Below are 16,725 nucleotides of genomic sequence, written 5' to 3'. Positions count from 1 at the left end.
CCGCGGGTGGCGCCCGGCCGGCGGGTCTACCGTCCGGACATGCGCAGATCCCTGGTGACCTTTTCGGTACTGCTCGCGCTGGCGGGCTCGGTCGCGGCCCGGCCCGCCGCCGCGCCGCCGCTGCCGCATCGGATGGCCGACACCGGCGGCGGCAGCCAGCTGATCACGGCCGAGGCCCCGGCCAGGGGCTCCACCACGGGCACCGTCACCTGGTGGAATCTGCGCCGGGGCACCTGGGTGAAGGGCGGGTCCGCACCGGCCCGCTTCGGCACGAAAGGGCTGGCCGAGGGGGCGACGCGCAAGCAGGGCACGAACACCACACCCACCGGCCTGTACGACCTGCCGTACGCCTTCGGGATCGAGCCCGCACCGGCCGGCACCGTCCATCCGTACCGCCGGGTCGGCAACCGGTCGTGGTGGTGTCAGGACACCGCGGCGCGGGCCTACAACCGCTGGGTGGAACCGCGGCCCAAGGACTGCCGGGCGGGCGAGGCGGAGCACCTGATCGCGTATCCGACCCAGTATGCCCGCGCGCTCGTCATCGGGTTCAACTACGCACGGCCGGTACGGGTTCGCGGCGCCGGGATCTTCCTCCACGTCAACGGGCGTGGCGCGACCGCCGGTTGTGTCTCCGTACCGGCGGCCGCGATGGACCGGATCCTCGACTGGGTGGACCCGGCCCGTCGTCCGCACATCGCGATCGGGACCCGGTCGGGCCCGACCGCGATCACGCGCTACTGACGGGACCCGGCAACACCGGTCCGCTCAGCGCTCGTTCTGGGCCAGTCGCAGCAGATGGTCGGCGAGCGCCTGACCGCCCGCCGGGTCACGGCTGATCAGCATCAGGGTGTCGTCGCCCGCGATGGTGCCGAGGATGTCGTGCAGTTCGGCCTGGTCGATGGCCGAGGCGAGGAACTGGGCCGCGCCCGGAGGAGTGCGCAGCACCACGAGGTTGGCCGATGCCTCCGCGGAGATGAGCAGTTCGGCGGAGAGCCGCCGCATCCGCTCCTCCTTCGCCGACCCGCCCAAGGGTGCCTGCGGGGTGCGGAATCCGCCCTCGCTCGGCACCGCGTAGATCAGCTCGCCGCCGGTGTTGCGAATCTTCACCGCGCCCAGCTCGTCCAGATCGCGGGAGAGCGTCGCCTGGGTGACGCTCAGCCCGTCGTCGGCGAGGAGCTTCGCCAACTGGCTCTGCGAGCGCACCGGCTGCCGGTTCAGGATGTCCACGATCCGGCGGTGGCGTGCGGTGCGGGTCTGCGGCACGGACGGCCCGCCGTACTCGGTTTCCTGCGCCTCGGTCATCGTCGTCGCCTCATTCTCCGGATCGTCCGTCCCCTTGTGCCGCGTCGAGAGCGCCGGGCAGTGCCCGGAGCAACGCGTCCACTTCCGCGTCGCCGATGATCAGCGGCGGCATGAGCCGCAGGACATCGGGGGCGGGTGCGTTCACCAGGATTCCGGCTCCCTGAGCCGCCTGTTGCACCTGAGGCGCGAGGGGCTCGGTGAGCACGATACCCAGCAGCAGTCCGGAGCCGCGGACATGGGAGACCAGCGGGTGACCGAGGCCCTCCACGCCGTCCCGGATCTTCTCGCCGAGCCGCTTGACCCGGTCCAGGACGCCGTCGGCGGCCAGGGTGTCCAGGACGGCGAGACCGGCGGCGCAGGCGATCGGGTTGCCGCCGAACGTCGTGCCGTGCTGGCCAGGATGCAGCAGCTCGGCCGCCGGGCCGAAGGCCACGGTCGCGCCGATCGGCAGTCCGCCGCCGAGGCCCTTGGCGAGGGTGACGACATCGGGCTCGATGCCCTGGTGGGCCTGGTGCTCGAACCACTGGCCGCAGCGGCCGATGCCGGTCTGCACCTCGTCGAGGACGAGCAGGGTGCCGGTGGCCCGGGTGATCTCCCGGGCGGCCTCCAGGTATCCGGCGGGCGGTACGACCACACCGTTCTCGCCCTGGACGGGCTCGATGATCACCAGCGCGGTGTCGGTGGTGACGGCGGCCCGCAGGGCGTCCGCGTCGCCGTACGGGACGTGCGTGACGTCGCCGGGCAGCGGAAGGAACGGCTCGCGCTTCTTGGGCTGGCCGGTGAGTGCGAGCGCGCCCATGGTCCGGCCGTGGAAGCCGCCATCGGTGGCGACCATGTGGGTCCGCCCGGTCAGCCGGCCGATCTTGAAGGCGGCCTCGTTGGCCTCGGCGCCCGAGTTGGCGAAGTAGACGCGTCCGGTCCGGCCGAAGAGCTGGAGCAGCCGTTCGGCGAGGGCGACGGGCGGTTCGGCGATGAAGAGGTTGGAGACATGGCCGAGGGAGGCGATCTGGGTGGAGACGGCCTCGACGACGGCGGGGTGGGCGTGCCCCAGCGCGTTCACCGCGATCCCGCCGACGAAGTCGAGGTACTCGGTGCCGTCGGCGTCCCACACATGGGCGCCCTCGCCGCGGACCAGGGACAGCTGCGGGGTCCCGTAGTTGTCCATCAGCGCGTGGCTCCAGCGCTGTGCGAGCTCCTGGTTGCTCATGACTCCCCCTGCGCGTCGGGCACGACCATCGTGCCGATTCCTTCGTCGGTGAAGATCTCCAGCAGGATCGAGTGCTGGACCCGGCCGTCGATCACGCGGGCGGTCTCGACGCCGTTGCGCACGGCGTGCAGGCAGCCCTGCATCTTCGGCACCATGCCGCTGGAGAGTTCCGGCAGCAGCTTCTCCAGCTCCGCCGCGGTGAGACGGCTGATCACGTCGTCGCTGTTGGGCCAGTCCTCGTAGAGGCCCTCGACATCGGTGAGGACCATCAGCGTCTCGGCGTTCAGCGCGGCGGCGAGCGCCGCGGCCGCGGTGTCGGCGTTGACGTTGTAGACGTGGTTGTCGTCGGCGGAGCGTGCGATGGAGGAGATGACCGGGATCCGGCCGTCGTCCAGCAGCGCCTGGACCGCCCCGGTGTCGATGGCGGTGATCTCGCCGACCCGGCCGATGTCGACGAGTTCGCCGTCGATGGTCGGCCGGTGCTGGGTGGCGGTGATCGTGTGGGCGTCCTCGCCGGTCATGCCGACGGCGAGCGGTCCGTGCTGGTTGAGCAGACCGACAAGTTCCCGCTGGACCTGTCCGGCGAGCACCATCCGTACGACGTCCATCGCCTCGGGCGTGGTGACGCGCAGACCTGCCTTGAACTCGCTGACCAGGCCCTGCTTGTCGAGCTGGGCGCTGATCTGCGGGCCGCCGCCGTGCACGACGACGGGCTTGAGGCCGGCCTGGCGCAGGAAGACCACGTCCTGGGCGAAGGCCGCCTTCAGCTCGTCGTCGATCATGGCGTTGCCGCCGAACTTGATGACGACGGTCTTGCCGTTGTGCCGGGTCAGCCAGGGGAGCGCCTCGATGAGGATCTGCGCCTTCGGAAGTGCGGTGTGCTTCCGCGCCGCGCTCATGAGCTGTACGCGCTGTTCTCGTGGACGTAGTCCGCGGTGAGGTCGTTGGCCCAGATGACGGCGGACTCGGTGCCGGCGGCGAGGTCGGCGGTGATCTTGACTTCCCGGTAGCGCATGTCGACCAGGTCGCGGTCCTCGCCGACGCCGCCGTTCTTGCAGACCCAGACGTCGTTGATGGCGACGTTCAGCTGGTCGGGCTCGAAGGCGGCCTTCGTCGTGCCGATCGCGGAGAGGACCCGGCCCCAGTTGGGGTCCTCGCCGTGGATGGCGCACTTGAGGAGGTTGTTGCGGGCGATGGAGCGGCCCACCTCGACGGCGTCGTCCTCGGTCGCGGCGTTGACGACCTCGATCCGGATGTCCTTGGAGGCGCCCTCGGCGTCGCCGATGAGCTGCCGGGCGAGGTCGGCGCAGACGGTCCGCACGGCCTCGGCGAACTCCGCCTGCTCCGGCGCGATTCCGCTCGCCCCGGAGGCCAGCAGCAGCACGGTGTCGTTGGTCGACATGCAGCCGTCGGAGTCGACCCGGTCGAAGGTGGTGCGGGTGGCGGCGCGCAGCGCGGAGTCGAGTCCTGCGGCGTCGACGTCGGCGTCGGTGGTGAGGACGACCAGCATGGTGGCGAGGCCCGGGGCGAGCATGCCCGCGCCCTTGGCCATGCCGCCGACGGTCCAGCCCTCGCCGCCCGCGACGGCGGTCTTGTGGACGGTGTCGGTGGTCTTGATCGCGATGGCGGCCTTCTCGCCGCCGTGCTCGCTGAGGGCGGCGGCGGCCTGCTCGATGCCGGGCAGCAGCTTGTCCATCGGGAGCAGTGTGCCGATCAGCCCGGTCGACGCGACCGCGATCTCACCCGCGTTGTGGCCGGTGAGCACCTCGGCGGCCTTCTCGGCGGTGGCGTGGGTGTCCTGGAAGCCCTTCGGCCCGGTGCAGGCGTTGGCACCGCCGGAGTTGAGCACGACGGCGGTGACCTCGCCGCCCTTCAGCACCTGCTCCGACCAGAGGACGGGGGCGGCCTTGACGCGGTTGGAGGTGAAGACGCCCGCGGCGGCGCGACGCGGACCGTGGTTGACCACGAGGGCCAGGTCCGGGTTACCGCTCTCCTTGATTCCCGCGGCGATGCCCGCCGCGGAGAACCCCTGTGCTGCCGTGACGCTCACGGTGCGACTCCGATCGTGGAAAGACCTGTGTCCTCGGGAAGTCCGAGGGCGATGTTCATGCTCTGCAGGGCGCCGCCGGCGGTGCCCTTGGCGAGGTTGTCGATGGCGCTGATCACGATGATCCGGCCCGCCGCCTCGTCGTGGGCGACCTGGATCTGTACGGCGTTGGAACCGTAGACGGACGCCGTGGCGGGCCACTGCCCCTCGGGGAGCAGGTCGACGAAGGGTTCGTCGGCGAACGCCTTCTCGTACACGTCACGGACGGACGCGGCGCTCACCCCGGGCTTCGCCTTCGCACTGCAGGTGGCGAGGATGCCGCGGGGCATCGGTGCCAGGGTCGGCGTGAAGGACACCGTGACCGGTTCACCGGCCGCCGCGCTGAGGTTCTGGATCATCTCGGGGGTGTGCCGGTGGGCGCCGCCGACGCCGTACGGGGACATGTTGCCCATCACCTCGGAGCCGAGCAGATGCGGCTTGGCCGCCTTGCCCGCCCCGGAGGTGCCGGACGCGGCGACGATCACGGCCTCGGGCTCGGCCAGCTGGGCCGCGTACGCCGGGAAGAGCGCGAGGGAGACGGCGGTCGGGTAGCAGCCGGGCACCGCGATACGCTTGGAGCCGGCCAGCGCCGAACGTCCGCCCGGCAGTTCGGGCAGACCGTAGGGCCAGGTGCCGGCGTGCGGCGAACCGTAGAACTTCTCCCAGTCCCCGGCGTCCTTGAGCCGGAAGTCGGCTCCCATGTCGACGATCAGCACCTCGTCACCGAGCTGCTCGGCCACGGCGGCGGACTGTCCGTGCGGGAGGGCGAGGAAGACGACGTCGTGCCCGGCGAGGACCTCGGCGGTGGTCGGCTGGAGCACCCGGTCGGCGAGCGGCCGCAGGTGCGGCTGCAGCGCGCCGAGCTTCTGCCCGGCGTTGGAGTTGGCCGTGAGCGCCCCGATCTCGACCTGGGGGTGGACCAGCAGGAGACGGAGCAGCTCCCCGCCGGCGTATCCACTCGCCCCTGCCACTGCTGCGCGTACCACCATCGAAACCTCCTCGTCGATGGCATGACTATACGCAGCTATGCACTTTTATGCAAAGCTGGGGGCGGTTCGGTGGTCGGCATGCCGGGGTGACCCGCATGGCCGCCCTCTGCCGGGGCAGGCCTTGAGCTCCACCGGGAATCATGCCCGGAGCACGCCTTCACGACGGAGCACGATTCGCGTCCGCCGTGGCCGGGCCGGCGAACGGTGCTCCGCGGCCGGGGGCTCGGACATCAACTGCCGTCCCGTGTCCCGATCTTCAGGCGCCACCGCCGTCACCACGATCACCCTCGTCTTCCTCTATGTACGAGCATGTACGAGGCCGGGCCTATCGCTGGGCCGCCCGGCCCGTGGCACCCGGTCAGGCGGGGAACGGCCGTTCCGCACCCAGAAGTTCCCGGGTGTGCTGGCCCAGGGCGGGGGCCGGGTCGCGGAAGGTGTCCAGACCCGCTCCGAAAGTCACGGGGAAGCGGGCCTGCGGGCAGGCGGCGGGGTCGGCGGGGGTGCTGAACAGCTGCCGGGCCGTCGTGTGTGGGTCGGCCAGGAGTTCGCCGGGGGTGGTGAGGACGGGGGCCCAGGGGGCGTCGAGGCCGTCCAGGCGCTCCTGCCACCAGGCGTAGTCGCGGGCCCGGAAGACTCCCCGCAGCAGATCGCTCACCACCTGCCGGGCGGCGGTGCGGGCGGCGCGCCGGTCGTAGGCGGGGGTGTCCAGCGCCGGGAAGTCGCCCGCCAGTCCGGTGCGGAAGCGGCACCAGAACTTGTCCTCGAACGTGGCGAGGGAGAGCCGGCGTCCGTCGGCGGTGGTGAAGGTGTCGTTGTCGCCCTGGACCAGACCCGCTTCGAGGGGGTCGGGGACATCGCGCAGCGGCAGCGCGAAGAGGGAGCACCAGGCGGTGATGGACTCGCTGAGGGATACGTCGATGTGCTGGCCCTCGGTCTCGGCGCCGAGGGCGGCGGTCAGGGCGAGGGCCGCGTGCATGGCTCCGGCCATGTCGCCGATGCGGACGCCGGGGCGGGTGATCTCGCCGTCGAGCCGTCCGGGGACGGCGAAGAAGCCGGACAGGCCGAGGAAGTTGAGCTCGTGGCCGGGCTTCTGTGCGTACGGTCCGCTCTGCCCGTAGCCGCTGAGCGAGCACAGCACCAGGCGCTGATTGGCCTCGTGGAGCGTGGCGTAGCCCAGGCCCATCCCGTCGAGAACGCCGGGGCGGAAGCTCTCCACTACGGCGTCGGCGGTGCGGACCAGGTCCAGGAAGGTGCTCCGACCATCCTCGTCGCGCAGGTCGACGGTGATCGACCGCTTGTTGCGGTTGAGTGCCTCGAACAGGTCGGGGGCGATTCGCAGGGGGTCGCCGGGGTCCGGGGATTCGACCTTGATGACGTCGGCGCCGAGGTCGGCGAGCAGGGACGTGGCGTACGGGCCGGGCAGGAGGCGGGAGAGGTCGAGGATGCGTTTGCCCGTCAGCGACGACCAGGCGGGGGCTGCGGAGTGGGCGGGGGTTGTCATCGGGTGCACCTGTCTTGCGGAGTGAGGGGCGACGTGCGGCGGGAGACCGGTCAGGCCATGAAGGCGAGGCCGTGCGCGATGCCGTTGCGCTGGATCTCGGAGGTGCCGGTCAGGATGCGGAACATGCGGATCTTGCGGAACAGGAACTCGATCTCGTTGCCCTGGGTGAGACCTTCCTTGCCGTGGATCTGGACGGCCTGGTCGAGGATGCGGAAGGCGGACTCGGCGACGAACAGCTTGCTCATGAACGCCTCGGTGCGTACGTCCTTGCCCTGGTCGAGGGCGGCGAGCGCGGCGTAGGTCATCGAGCGGGCCGCGTAGAGATCGGTGGCCATGTCGGCGACCTTGTGCTGGATGGACTGCAGGGCCAGCAGGGGCTGTCCACCGGCGACCTTTCGGGTGCGGGTGCGCTCCAGAGTGAGGCCGAGGGCGCGGCGGGTGGCGCCGATGACGGTGGGGCAGTGCAGGAGCCGGTTGGTGGTGACGCGGCCGAGCGCGATCCGCATGCCCTTTCCCTCCTCGCCGAGGAGGTTCTGGGCGGGGACGTGGCAGTCGTCCAGCACGATGTCGCTCTCGATGTGCTCGCCGGACATGGGCGTGGCGCCCTCGGCCACCCGGCAGCCGGGACTGTCGAGGTCGACGAGGAAGGCGGAGAAGGTCGGCTTCTCGCCCTCCTGTTCGCCGGTCCCCGCCATCCGGGCCACGACGATGGCGAAGTCGGCGAAGGGGCCCGCGGAGCTGAAGACCTTGTGGCCGCTCAGACGGTAGCCGTCGCCGTCGCGGACGGCGGTGGTGCGCATGGACCGGACGTCGGAGCCGGCATCGGTCTCGGTCAGCGAGAAGCAGCAGGCGCGCTCGCCGCGCACCAGGGGCAGCAGGTACGTGTCCAGCTGGTACTCGGTGGCGTGGTCGAGGATGTCACCGGCACGGAGCGGGCCGCCCATGTCGCCGAGCACGCTGTGTCCCAGCACGCGTCCGCAGGCGCCGACTTCCTCCTTCAGGGCGGCCAGGGCGGTGTAGGAGAGGTTCTGACCGCCGTACTGCTCGGGCAGCTGGATGCCGTAGAAGCCGAGTTCGCGGCTGCGCTGCCAGACGGGTTCGAGGTCGGAGCGGGCGAGGCGGCTCTCGTGGGTGATGCCGCGGTCGCGTTCGTAGTCGGCGAGTTCGCCGTCGAGGTAGGTGCGGAGCCGGTCGACGAGGCCGGAGACCTGGGGGTCGTCGTAGCTGGGGCGCAGGGAGAAGGTCATGTCGTGGTGGTCCTTGCGGTCGGCGGAGGGGGCGGGGTCAGTTCACGCGGCGGTCGGCGCCGGCCCAGAACGGTTCGCGCACGGCCTTGCGGTCGAGCTTTCCGTTCCGGTTGTGGGGCAGCTCTCCGACGAAGTCGATGCTCTTGGGCTTCTTGAAACGGTCGAGGCGCTCGGCGCAGAACGCGGTGATCTCGTCGGCGCTCGGCGCGTGGCCGGGGCGGGGCACGATGACGGCCTTGACCGCTTCGCCCCACGTCTCGTCGGGCACGCCGATGACGCAGACCTCCTGGACACCGGGGTGTTCGTAGAGGGCGGCCTCGACCTCGGTGGAGTAGATGTTGAACCCACCGGAGATGATCATGTCTTTCTTGCGGTCGACGAGGAACAGGTAGCCGTCCTCGCGCATCCAGGCGAGGTCGCCGGTGTGGACCCAGCCGTCGCGGAACGTCTGCGCCGACAGTTCGGGCTCCTGCCAGTACTCGCGTACGCAGTCGGGGCCGCGGACGATGAGCTCACCGACCTCGCGGGGCGGCAGCGGCCGGCCGGCCTCGTCGACGATCCGGATCTCGGTGTCGTACATCGCCCGTCCGCAGGACTGGAGCAGCTCGGGGTCGTCCGCGACGGCGTGGGCGATCTCCTGGCTGCTCAGGCCCGCCACCACGCTGGTCGTCTCGCCCAGGCCGTAGCCCTGCGCCACGACCGGGCCGAAGAACCGTACGGCGTCCCGCAGGCGTTGGGGCGATATGGGCGCGCCTCCCACGCGCACGCCGGTCAGGCTGGACAGGTCCCGCCCGGTCGCGTCCGGGTGGGCCAGCACCATGTTGACCATGGCGGGGACGAGGAACGTCGCGGTGATGCGTTCCCTCTCCACCGTCTCCACGAACGCCTCGGCGCTCCAGGCCGGCAGCACATGGGTGGTCGCCCCGGCGAACACATTGGCCAGCAGGGTCATGCCGGTGGCGTGGGTGATGGGGCCGCAGGCGAGGTAGCGGGTGCCCGGCCGGGGCCGGGACTCGTCGCTCATCAGCAGTTTGCGCATGTTCGCGAGGCGGTTGCCGAAGGTCTGGACGGCGGCCTTGAGCGCTCCGGTGGATCCGGAGGTGAAGTTCAGGACGCACGGAGCGTCCTCGTCCACGTCGGTGGCGACCGGGCCGGCTCCCGTCTCCGCTCCCGTCTCGCCGAGCAGGGTCCGGTAGCCGAGGACCGCGGCGGCATCCGGTGTCGCGCCCGACGCGGCGGCCGGCTCGTCATCGAGGAGCACGGGAAGACAGCCGGTGCCCGACGCCTCGACGGCGGCCAGCGCGTCCTCGCGGTGCGCCGCGTCGAACAGGAGGGCGCGCACCGGCGCGTAGCGCAGGATGTGCTCGATCTCGCCGCGCCCCAGACGGGCGTTGATCGGTGCGCGTACCAGTCCGGCCTTGTAGAGGGCGAATTCGACCTCTACCAGCTCCCCGCGGTTCCAGGCCAGGGAGGCGACCGCGTCACCGGGGCGCAGCCCGCGGGAGATCAGGGCCGAGGCGAGCCGGTCGGTCGCGCCGTCCAGCTCCGCGTACGTCCAGGAACGCTCGCCGCAGACCAGAGCGGTCGCGTGGGGCCAGTAGCGGGCGCTGCGGGTGAGGTAGGTGCCGAGGTTCATCAACGATCTCCAGCCTTGCAGTCTGACCAATTGAATACAGCAAGAACGTTTACGGACAGAATGTTTTGTATCTTGTGGGCTGTCAAGAGCCATCTAGACTGTGCGCGAACCACAACAGGGCGAAGGGGGCCGCATGGCCGAGGACAGGCGCACCAGACGCACCCGCAGGGCGCTGGGCGGCGCACTGGTGGAGCTGGTGCTGGAGCGCGGCTTCAGCGCGCTCACCGTCGAAGACATCACCGAGCGGGCCGATGTCGCGCGCGCCACGTTCTACGCGCACTTCAAGGGCAAGGACGACCTGTTCGCGCGCGTGACCACCGACCTGCTGGAGCAGCTCACGCAGCGCCTGGAGCCGGCGGTGTCCGGCAGCGCCGTCGGGTTCACCGGCAAACCGCTGCTGGAGATGTTGCGGCACGTGAGCGACGAACGGGACGTGTACCGGGTCGTCCTGCGCGGCGAGGGGGACGGCAAGCCCCTGCAGATGTTCGTGGACTCCTGCGCCGCCGCGACGGCGCAGGAGTTCAAGGCCCGCGCCGAACGCAACAGCGTCCAGCCGCGCATCGACGCCGACCTGCTGGCCCGCGTCTGGGTGGGCGAACAGATCGCCGTACTGCGCTGGTGGGCCGAGCAGGACACCCCGCCGATGCCCGCCGAAGAGGCCGTCCGCATGCTCCTGGACCTGGCCCTGCACGGCCGGTACTGGGCCAGCGGCTTCACCGCACCGGACCGGGACTGACCGACCCTAGGACGCGCCGAGTCGCGCGGCGTCCCGGGCCGGGCGGATACAGCAGACGGCCACCGCACCGCAGGTGATCATGACGCCCGCGGCCAGCGCGAACGACTGCGCGTAGCCCGCGCTCGCCGAGGGCGCCGTGTCCAGCAGGCGGCCGGTCAGGGAGGGGGCCAGCAGCCCCGGAAGCGTCCCCGTCGCGGCCACGATCCCGAAGAGCGCGCCGCGCTGGGAGGCGGGCACGACCGCCGCGGCCGTCATGTAGTGCAGTGGGAAGGCGATGGAGTGCACCGCGAAGGCGACCGCGATCAGGACGAGCCGCACCGGCAGCGGGCCGACGAAGGGGAGCGCCGCCATCGCCGCCCCCGCACACGCCACCGCCAGGCCCTGCGGTACACCGCTGGAAAGGCGCAGCGACACGCCGCGCCGGGTCAGCCGGTCGACCATCGGTGACAGCGCCAGCAGCAGTACGAAACTGAAGGCGGACACGGCGCTGAGCACCGCCGCCGCCGTCCCCGGGCCCATGGTGAGCTCGTTCCTGAGGTACGACGGCAGCCACGCCTGGCTGAGGGCCATCGCCCACGACGCCCCGAAGGCGCTGGCCACGCTCCCGATCACCGTGCCGGAGAGCAGTAGGCGGCGATACGGGACGCGCGCGGGCCCGCCGGTCCCGGCCGGTACGCGCGCGGAAGGCCGGTCATAGGGCCCGTCGCGCCCGACGAACCACCACACCGCGCTCCACACCAGGCTCGTCACGGCCAGCGCGGCGAAGGCCGAACGCCACCCGAACCAGGTGATCAGCCAGGTCACCACGGGCGCCGCTATGAGGGTGCCGAGCGCGGCACCACTGATCTGCAGGGCCGAGGGCAGGCCGCGTCGGCCCACCGGAAACCACTTGTACAGGGCGTGCATCGACATCGGCGTGGCCGGTCCCTCCGCCGCACCGAGCAGCACCCGGCCGACGACGAGCGCCGGCACGGCCGAGACGATCAGGACGGGCAGCTGGGCCAGGCCCCACACCACGCACATCACGAACAGCAGGACACGGCTGGAGATGCGTGCGGCGAAGAAGCCGACGACCAGCCCGGAGACGCTGAACAGGATCGAGTAGGAGCTGGAGATCAGGCCGTAGGTGCTGTGACTGATGTCCAGCTCGTCCATGATCGGGTCGGCCGCCAGTCCGAGCACCGACTTGTCCGCGAAATTGACGATCATGAACGTGACGATCAGAGCGGTGACGAGCCAGGCGCGGCGCCGGTCGAACGCCGGCGCCGCGAGGTTGCCGGGCGCGTCGAGAGCCGGCGGCGGTGATGGCTGCGAGGACATAGGGAGACTCCTGCGGTTCGGGAGAAGCAGGGTGCGAACGCTCTGCGACGGGAGGCGCGGCATCGAGCCGACGCGGGTGGCGGCGCCGCTCCCGTCCCGGCACGCCCTGTCGGGGTGCGACGGCAAAGCGATTGAACACAGCGTCCAGTAATGGGCTGTTGATTCGGCAACGTAACGCGCTGGCCACTTCCGGTCAATGCTTCTATGGCAAGCGAGGTGATGCACCACGAGTCGATCGCTGGAGAAGGTGACGAACCAGAACACGACAGTCATGAAATTAGACGGTGTGTATGGTAGCGATCGGAACGTCACTCAATTTCGAGGAGCGTGCATGACCGAGGCACCGCTGGCGAATCTCCACTGGTCCCGCGGCTATACCGACCCGGCATGGGTGCGCCGCTACACCACGTCGGGCCGGGAACTGCTGCCCAGCCGGCGGGTGTGGCGCGGACCGGACCCCGCCCGCAGCCTGCCGACCGGCACCGCCGACATCGAACAGCTCACGATCACCGCGCCCGACGGCCGCACCCTGACCCTCCAGGACCTCTTCGCGGCCGCCGAGACCGACGCCCTCCTGGTGATGCACCGCGGCACCGTCGTCCACGAGAACTACCCGCACGGGCTGCGGCCCCACGATGCCCACTTCAACGCCTCGGCGGCCAAGTCGTACGTAGGTCTCCTGGCGGCCACCCTGGCCCACCGGGGAACCCTCGACCGTGACGCGACAGCCTCCACGTACATCCCCGAACTCGCCGGCACCGCCTTCGGGGACAGCACCGTCGACCACCTGCTGCACATGGGAACCCATGTCTCCTACGCGGGGCGCCCCTTCGACAAGCCCGTCGAGGCCCAGCGCTACTTCGCGGTCGTCGCACCACCCCTGCGCCCCTACGGCTACAGCGGCCCCACCAGCATCCGCGAACACCTCACCACCGCACGCGCGACCGCCGCACCGGGGACCGAGTTCCGCTACGAGAACGGCAACGTCGAAGCGCTCGCCGAAATCCTCCGCCGCGTCACCGGCACCACCACCTCGGCCCTGCTGAGCGACATGATCTGGTCCCGGCTCGGCGCCGACGAGGACGCCTACTACGTCCTGGACAGCGAGGGCGCCGAAGCCGCCTGCGGCGGATTCAGCGCCACCGCCCGCGACGTGGCCCGGCTCGGCGAGATGATCCGCTGCGGCGGTGCCGTCGCGGACCGGCAGATCATTCCGAACGCCGTGACCGCCGCCATCACCGAAGCGCCGGAGGGCTACCCCAAGCGCGTCCGCTTCCCCGCCGCGCCGCCCAGCGCCCCCGCCGCCCTCTCGTACCACGACTTCTGGTGGATCCTGAACGACCCCTACGGCTCCTTCATGGCCAGCGGCATTCACGGCCAACGCCTCTTCATCTCACCTCAGTTGGAAACCGTCATCGTCCATTACGGATCCCAGGTGATGTCCCCGGTCGCCCCCGCGGCCCCGCTCGTCCCGGCGTTCCTGCAGATCGGCGCCCACCTCCAGCGCACGAGCTGACCCCGGCGCCACGGGCCCGGCGCCACGGGCCCGGCGCCGCGGCAGGGGCCGGCCGTTCCGGAGCCCGGTGATCACGCCGTTCCGGAACCCGGTGATCGCGGCGGAGGCCTGGCTCCGCCGGCCAGGAAGCCCGGACGGGAACGGGTCGTCGCACGCGTGCGGGAGCGCACGCGAGCGGGCGGACGCCGCCCGAGCGCGCGTGTCACCCGTGCCCGCCCGTCGGTGCCGAACGAGTCGATGTCAGGATGGTTCCATGACGAGCAAGGTTTACTTCGACATCACCATCAACGACGAGCCCGCCGGGCGGATCACGTTCAAGCTGTTCGACGACATCGTCCCCAAGACGGCGGAGAACTTCCGCCAGCTGGCGACGGGCGAGAAGGGCTTCGGTTACAAGGGGTCGTCCTTCCACCGGATCATCCCCGACTTCATGCTGCAGGGCGGCGACTTCACCCGGGGCGACGGCACGGGCGGCCAGAGCATCTACGGCGCCAAGTTCCCGGACGAGAACTTCAAGCTCGCGCACACCAAGCCCGGCCAGCTGTCCATGGCCAACAGCGGCCCCCACTCCAACGGCTCGCAGTTCTTCATCACGACGATCGTGACGTCGTGGCTGGACGGCAAGCACGTGGTCTTCGGCGAGGTCGACGACGAGGACAGCATGAAGCTGGTCAAGAAGATCGAGTCCCTCGGCTCCCAGAGCGGCCGCCCGCAGGCGAAGATCACCATCGCGGACAGCGGCACCGTCTGACCCGCACACGCAATTTCTGGAACGAGCGCGCCGCCCGGCAGTCCCGCCGGGCGGCGCGCTCCGTCGTACCGGCGGCCGACCAGCCCCCGCTCCGCCGATACGGTGCCGGGATGGGAAACTTCTTCCACGGCGGGGGCCGCAGTCTCTCCATGTCCAACGGGGGCACGGACGTCTTCGTCGATGTGCTCATGCTGGCCGTGTCCGGTCTCGCCGAGAGCGTCTGGGAGTACCGCTTCGCCACCCTGCTGACCTTGCAGGACCAGGGCGCCGTGGGGCGCGGGGTGGTCGGATTCGACCTGGAGGAAGTCGACTGGGGCAGCTCCCCGGGCGAGCAGGCCGCGGCGAAGGGCTTCGTGCTGCGGGTGCTCGATCTGGCCCTGCGCAGGCACCGGTGGGACGAGCTGGGCTACGAACCACCGTTCGCCGAGGGATATCTGCGGCAGTACCGGGAGATGGTCGAGGCGTTCGACCCCGCCGGCACCGAGCTGCAGCGCGGCATTTTCCCCTTCCCCGGTCCGGAGGAGGCCGCCATGGCCTCGTGCGTACGGCACCGCGTGCTGTGCGCGCCGGCGTACTGGGAGGCATGCGTCTTCTGCAATGCCTCGCGCCACTGACCCCACTGTCAACCAATGGTTGACACCTCGGGACTGTCAACCTATGGTTGACACATGGTGAATCCCGTACGCCCGACACATCCCGTACGCCTCGACGACCTGATCGAGGCCATCAAGAAGGTGCACACCGACGCCCTCGACCAACTGTCCGACGCGGTGATCGCCGCGGACCACCTCGGTGACATCGCCGACCATCTGATCGGCCACTTCGTGGACCAGGCCCGGCGCTCGGGCGCCTCCTGGACCGAGATCGGCAAGAGCATGGGGGTGACCAGGCAGGCGGCCCAGAAGCGGTTCGTGGCCAAGGATCCCGGCGAGGTGTCGGATCTCGACCCCAGCCAGGGGTTCAGCCGCTTCACCCCGCGGGCCAGGAACGTCGTGATGGCCTCGCAGAACGAGGCCCGCACGGCACACAACGACGAGGTGGGCACCGCGCACCTGGTGCTGGGGCTGCTCAGCGAGCCGGAAGGGCTGGCCGCGGCGTTCGTCAAGGCCCAGGGCATCACGCTGGAGGACGTCCGCCGGGCCGCGACCGAGGCGCTGCCACCGGCCGTGACCGGCGAGCTGCCGGAGATCGTCCCGTACGACGCCGGGGCCCGCAAGGCGCTGGAGCTGACGTTCCGGGAGGCCCTTCGGATGGGCCACAACTACGTCGGAACCGAGCACATCCTGCTCGCGCTGCTGGAGCAGGAGGACGGTACGGGTGTGCTGACGGATCTCGGCATCGACAAGGCGACCGCCGAGGCGGGCATCGCCGAGGCCCTCACCCTCCTCACCGGCTCGCAGGAGGACGGCTGACCGAGCCGCCGGGTCCGCCGGAGACCCCGGCGGACCCGGTCGTCGTACGCCGGTGCCCGGCCCGCCGCGGCGAATTCCGGCCAGTGCGCGGCGACCGGGGCGGAGAGGCCGGCAAGCCCCCCGGCCAGCGAGGGCGGGCTGCGTCGAGCGGTCGTCGTTGTTCGCTCACCGGACGCTGACCAGGGCCGTCCGCTCCCGGGACCGGACGGGGGCGCCGTCCGGCCGACCGCCCAAAGGCAGACCACGGAACCGCCGACAGGTACGGCGACCGCCGCGCCCGGTTCCCCGTACTTCCGGAAATTCGCCGGGAAGTTCTCCAGGAACTTCAGCGGACTCCCGCTTCGAGCCTGAGACTCCAGCGGCCCGGCACACCGGTGAGCGTGACCGTGGAAAGCGGCCCGACGTCCACGCTCCAGTACGTCGACGGCGGGGCCTTGAGCGCGTAGACGAGCGCGGCCCGGACGACCGCCGGCTCGGCGACGGCGACGATGGCGCCCTCGCATGCGGGGCGGGTGTCCAGCCAGTCCCCTATCCGCGAGATGAACGCGAGCAGCGGTTCACCGCCGTGCGGGGCGGAGCGCGGGTCCGCGAGCCAGGCGTCGACCGCCGCGGGCTCGCATGCTGTGACATCGGCGAGGGTCCAGCCGCGCCAGCGGCCCATGTCGCAGTCGCGCAGGGCGGGTTGGACGAGCGGGGCGAAGCCGAGCGCGTCGCCGGTCGCGCGGCTGCGCGGGGTCGGCGAGCAGTAGCGCAGCTCGGCGGCGCCCAGAGGTATGAGGGCGGGCGCGGCGAGCCGGACTTCGTACAGACCGCTGTGGTCCAGCGGCCGGTCGTCGTCGAAGCGCTCGGCGAGCACGGCGGAGCTGCGTGCCGCTGCGACCAACAAGACTCTGGAAGTCATGGCGGTGATCGTGGATCCGAACACCCTTCCGGTCAAGAGGGCCTTCACGACTCCTTCCGTCCCGTCCCGGCCCGGGGCGGATCCCGCGGCACCTGCCCCCGATTGGCTTGAAACGGCCTTC

General features: G+C 70.9%; 16 protein-coding genes. 6 read left to right on the top strand and 10 right to left on the bottom strand.

Annotation, left to right across the window (positions count from 1 at the left end; translation table 11 throughout):
* The first annotated feature begins 39 nt into the window (after positions 1-39).
* Entirely contained in the window at positions 40-741 is a 702-nt protein-coding gene (locus tag OG611_RS19715; protein ID WP_266421788.1) for a L,D-transpeptidase, read from the top strand.
* Between the two features lie 24 nt (positions 742-765).
* Here the strand turns inward: OG611_RS19715 and OG611_RS19710 are convergent, their stop codons facing one another.
* From OG611_RS19710 to OG611_RS19675, 8 genes are all read right to left on the bottom strand, one after another.
* Positions 766-1,302: an arginine repressor gene (locus tag OG611_RS19710; RefSeq protein WP_072484461.1), complete on the bottom strand. Its 537-nt coding sequence runs from the start codon at positions 1,300-1,302 to the stop codon at positions 766-768.
* Positions 1,303-1,312: 10 nt separating this feature from the next.
* Complete coding sequence (locus OG611_RS19705; protein WP_266421785.1) at positions 1,313-2,509, bottom strand: acetylornithine transaminase; 1,197 nt, start codon at positions 2,507-2,509, stop codon at positions 1,313-1,315.
* On the bottom strand, positions 2,506-3,408 hold the full coding sequence (argB, locus tag OG611_RS19700; RefSeq protein ID WP_266421783.1) for an acetylglutamate kinase: 903 nt from the start codon (positions 3,406-3,408) through the stop codon (positions 2,506-2,508). Before argB ends, OG611_RS19705 begins: the two co-directional genes overlap by 4 nt.
* Complete coding sequence (argJ, locus tag OG611_RS19695) at positions 3,405-4,559, bottom strand: bifunctional glutamate N-acetyltransferase/amino-acid acetyltransferase ArgJ (RefSeq protein ID WP_266421781.1); 1,155 nt, start codon at positions 4,557-4,559, stop codon at positions 3,405-3,407. Before argJ ends, argB begins: the two co-directional genes overlap by 4 nt.
* Positions 4,556-5,584, bottom strand: coding sequence for an N-acetyl-gamma-glutamyl-phosphate reductase (gene argC / locus OG611_RS19690; protein ID WP_266421779.1), 1,029 nt, complete (start codon positions 5,582-5,584; stop codon positions 4,556-4,558). Before argC ends, argJ begins: the two co-directional genes overlap by 4 nt.
* Before the next feature lie 358 nt (positions 5,585-5,942).
* Positions 5,943-7,085 carry a CaiB/BaiF CoA-transferase family protein gene (locus OG611_RS19685; protein WP_266421775.1) on the bottom strand — a complete coding sequence of 381 codons (1,143 nt, stop codon included), beginning with the start codon at positions 7,083-7,085 and terminating at the stop codon, positions 5,943-5,945.
* Positions 7,086-7,135: 50 nt separating this feature from the next.
* Positions 7,136-8,332, bottom strand: a complete 1,197-nt coding sequence (locus OG611_RS19680; RefSeq protein ID WP_266421773.1) for an acyl-CoA dehydrogenase family protein — start codon at positions 8,330-8,332, stop codon at positions 7,136-7,138.
* 37 nt (positions 8,333-8,369) lie between these two features.
* Positions 8,370-9,968 (bottom strand): AMP-binding protein, encoded by a 1,599-nt coding sequence (locus OG611_RS19675; RefSeq protein ID WP_266421772.1) that lies wholly within the window; start codon positions 9,966-9,968, stop codon positions 8,370-8,372.
* Between the two features lie 133 nt (positions 9,969-10,101).
* Between OG611_RS19675 and OG611_RS19670 the strand changes: the two genes are divergently transcribed.
* Complete coding sequence (locus tag OG611_RS19670; RefSeq protein WP_266421769.1) at positions 10,102-10,704, top strand: TetR/AcrR family transcriptional regulator; 603 nt, start codon at positions 10,102-10,104, stop codon at positions 10,702-10,704.
* Positions 10,705-10,710: 6 nt separating this feature from the next.
* On the opposite strand, the gene OG611_RS19665 is transcribed toward OG611_RS19670, so the two are convergent.
* Positions 10,711-12,024, bottom strand: a complete 1,314-nt coding sequence (locus OG611_RS19665) for an MFS transporter (protein ID WP_266421766.1) — start codon at positions 12,022-12,024, stop codon at positions 10,711-10,713.
* A gap of 331 nt (positions 12,025-12,355) precedes the next feature.
* Between OG611_RS19665 and OG611_RS19660 the strand changes: the two genes are divergently transcribed.
* From OG611_RS19660 to OG611_RS19645, 4 genes are all read left to right on the top strand, one after another.
* Positions 12,356-13,540 (top strand): serine hydrolase, encoded by a 1,185-nt coding sequence (locus OG611_RS19660; protein ID WP_266421764.1) that lies wholly within the window; start codon positions 12,356-12,358, stop codon positions 13,538-13,540.
* A 253-nt stretch (positions 13,541-13,793) separates the two neighbouring features.
* Positions 13,794-14,291, top strand: a complete 498-nt coding sequence (locus tag OG611_RS19655; protein WP_266421761.1) for a peptidylprolyl isomerase — start codon at positions 13,794-13,796, stop codon at positions 14,289-14,291.
* Between the two features lie 110 nt (positions 14,292-14,401).
* On the top strand, positions 14,402-14,905 hold the full coding sequence (locus OG611_RS19650; RefSeq protein ID WP_266421759.1) for a hypothetical protein: 504 nt from the start codon (positions 14,402-14,404) through the stop codon (positions 14,903-14,905).
* A 54-nt stretch (positions 14,906-14,959) separates the two neighbouring features.
* Positions 14,960-15,703 (top strand): Clp protease N-terminal domain-containing protein, encoded by a 744-nt coding sequence (locus OG611_RS19645; protein ID WP_266421756.1) that lies wholly within the window; start codon positions 14,960-14,962, stop codon positions 15,701-15,703.
* A gap of 325 nt (positions 15,704-16,028) precedes the next feature.
* Here OG611_RS19645 and OG611_RS19640 read toward each other — a convergent pair whose 3' ends face one another.
* Positions 16,029-16,604, bottom strand: a complete 576-nt coding sequence (locus OG611_RS19640) for a histidine phosphatase family protein (RefSeq protein ID WP_266421753.1) — start codon at positions 16,602-16,604, stop codon at positions 16,029-16,031.
* Positions 16,605-16,725 lie beyond the last annotated feature (121 nt).

This window comes from Streptomyces sp. NBC_01363 (genome assembly GCF_026340595.1).
GTDB lineage: Bacteria > Actinomycetota > Actinomycetes > Streptomycetales > Streptomycetaceae > Streptomyces.
The sequence above is the reverse complement of the archived record's forward strand: the minus strand, read 5'-3'. Positions and strand labels throughout refer to the sequence as shown.

Coding starts and splice junctions, on each gene's coding strand:
- OG611_RS19710 (WP_072484461.1), bottom strand. CDS start 1,302: ATGACCGAGGCGCAGGAAACCGAGTACGGCGGGCCGTCCGTGCCGCAG.
- OG611_RS19660 (WP_266421764.1), top strand. CDS start 12,356: ATGACCGAGGCACCGCTGGCGAATCTCCACTGGTCCCGCGGCTATACC.
- OG611_RS19650 (WP_266421759.1), top strand. CDS start 14,402: ATGGGAAACTTCTTCCACGGCGGGGGCCGCAGTCTCTCCATGTCCAAC.
- OG611_RS19640 (WP_266421753.1), bottom strand. CDS start 16,604: ATGACTTCCAGAGTCTTGTTGGTCGCAGCGGCACGCAGCTCCGCCGTG.
- OG611_RS19715 (WP_266421788.1), top strand. CDS start 40: ATGCGCAGATCCCTGGTGACCTTTTCGGTACTGCTCGCGCTGGCGGGC.
- argC (WP_266421779.1), bottom strand. CDS start 5,584: ATGGTGGTACGCGCAGCAGTGGCAGGGGCGAGTGGATACGCCGGCGGG.
- OG611_RS19680 (WP_266421773.1), bottom strand. CDS start 8,332: ATGACCTTCTCCCTGCGCCCCAGCTACGACGACCCCCAGGTCTCCGGC.
- OG611_RS19705 (WP_266421785.1), bottom strand. CDS start 2,509: ATGAGCAACCAGGAGCTCGCACAGCGCTGGAGCCACGCGCTGATGGAC.
- OG611_RS19645 (WP_266421756.1), top strand. CDS start 14,960: ATGGTGAATCCCGTACGCCCGACACATCCCGTACGCCTCGACGACCTG.
- OG611_RS19655 (WP_266421761.1), top strand. CDS start 13,794: ATGACGAGCAAGGTTTACTTCGACATCACCATCAACGACGAGCCCGCC.
- argB (WP_266421783.1), bottom strand. CDS start 3,408: ATGAGCGCGGCGCGGAAGCACACCGCACTTCCGAAGGCGCAGATCCTC.
- OG611_RS19685 (WP_266421775.1), bottom strand. CDS start 7,085: ATGACAACCCCCGCCCACTCCGCAGCCCCCGCCTGGTCGTCGCTGACG.
- OG611_RS19665 (WP_266421766.1), bottom strand. CDS start 12,024: ATGTCCTCGCAGCCATCACCGCCGCCGGCTCTCGACGCGCCCGGCAAC.
- OG611_RS19670 (WP_266421769.1), top strand. CDS start 10,102: ATGGCCGAGGACAGGCGCACCAGACGCACCCGCAGGGCGCTGGGCGGC.
- OG611_RS19675 (WP_266421772.1), bottom strand. CDS start 9,968: ATGAACCTCGGCACCTACCTCACCCGCAGCGCCCGCTACTGGCCCCAC.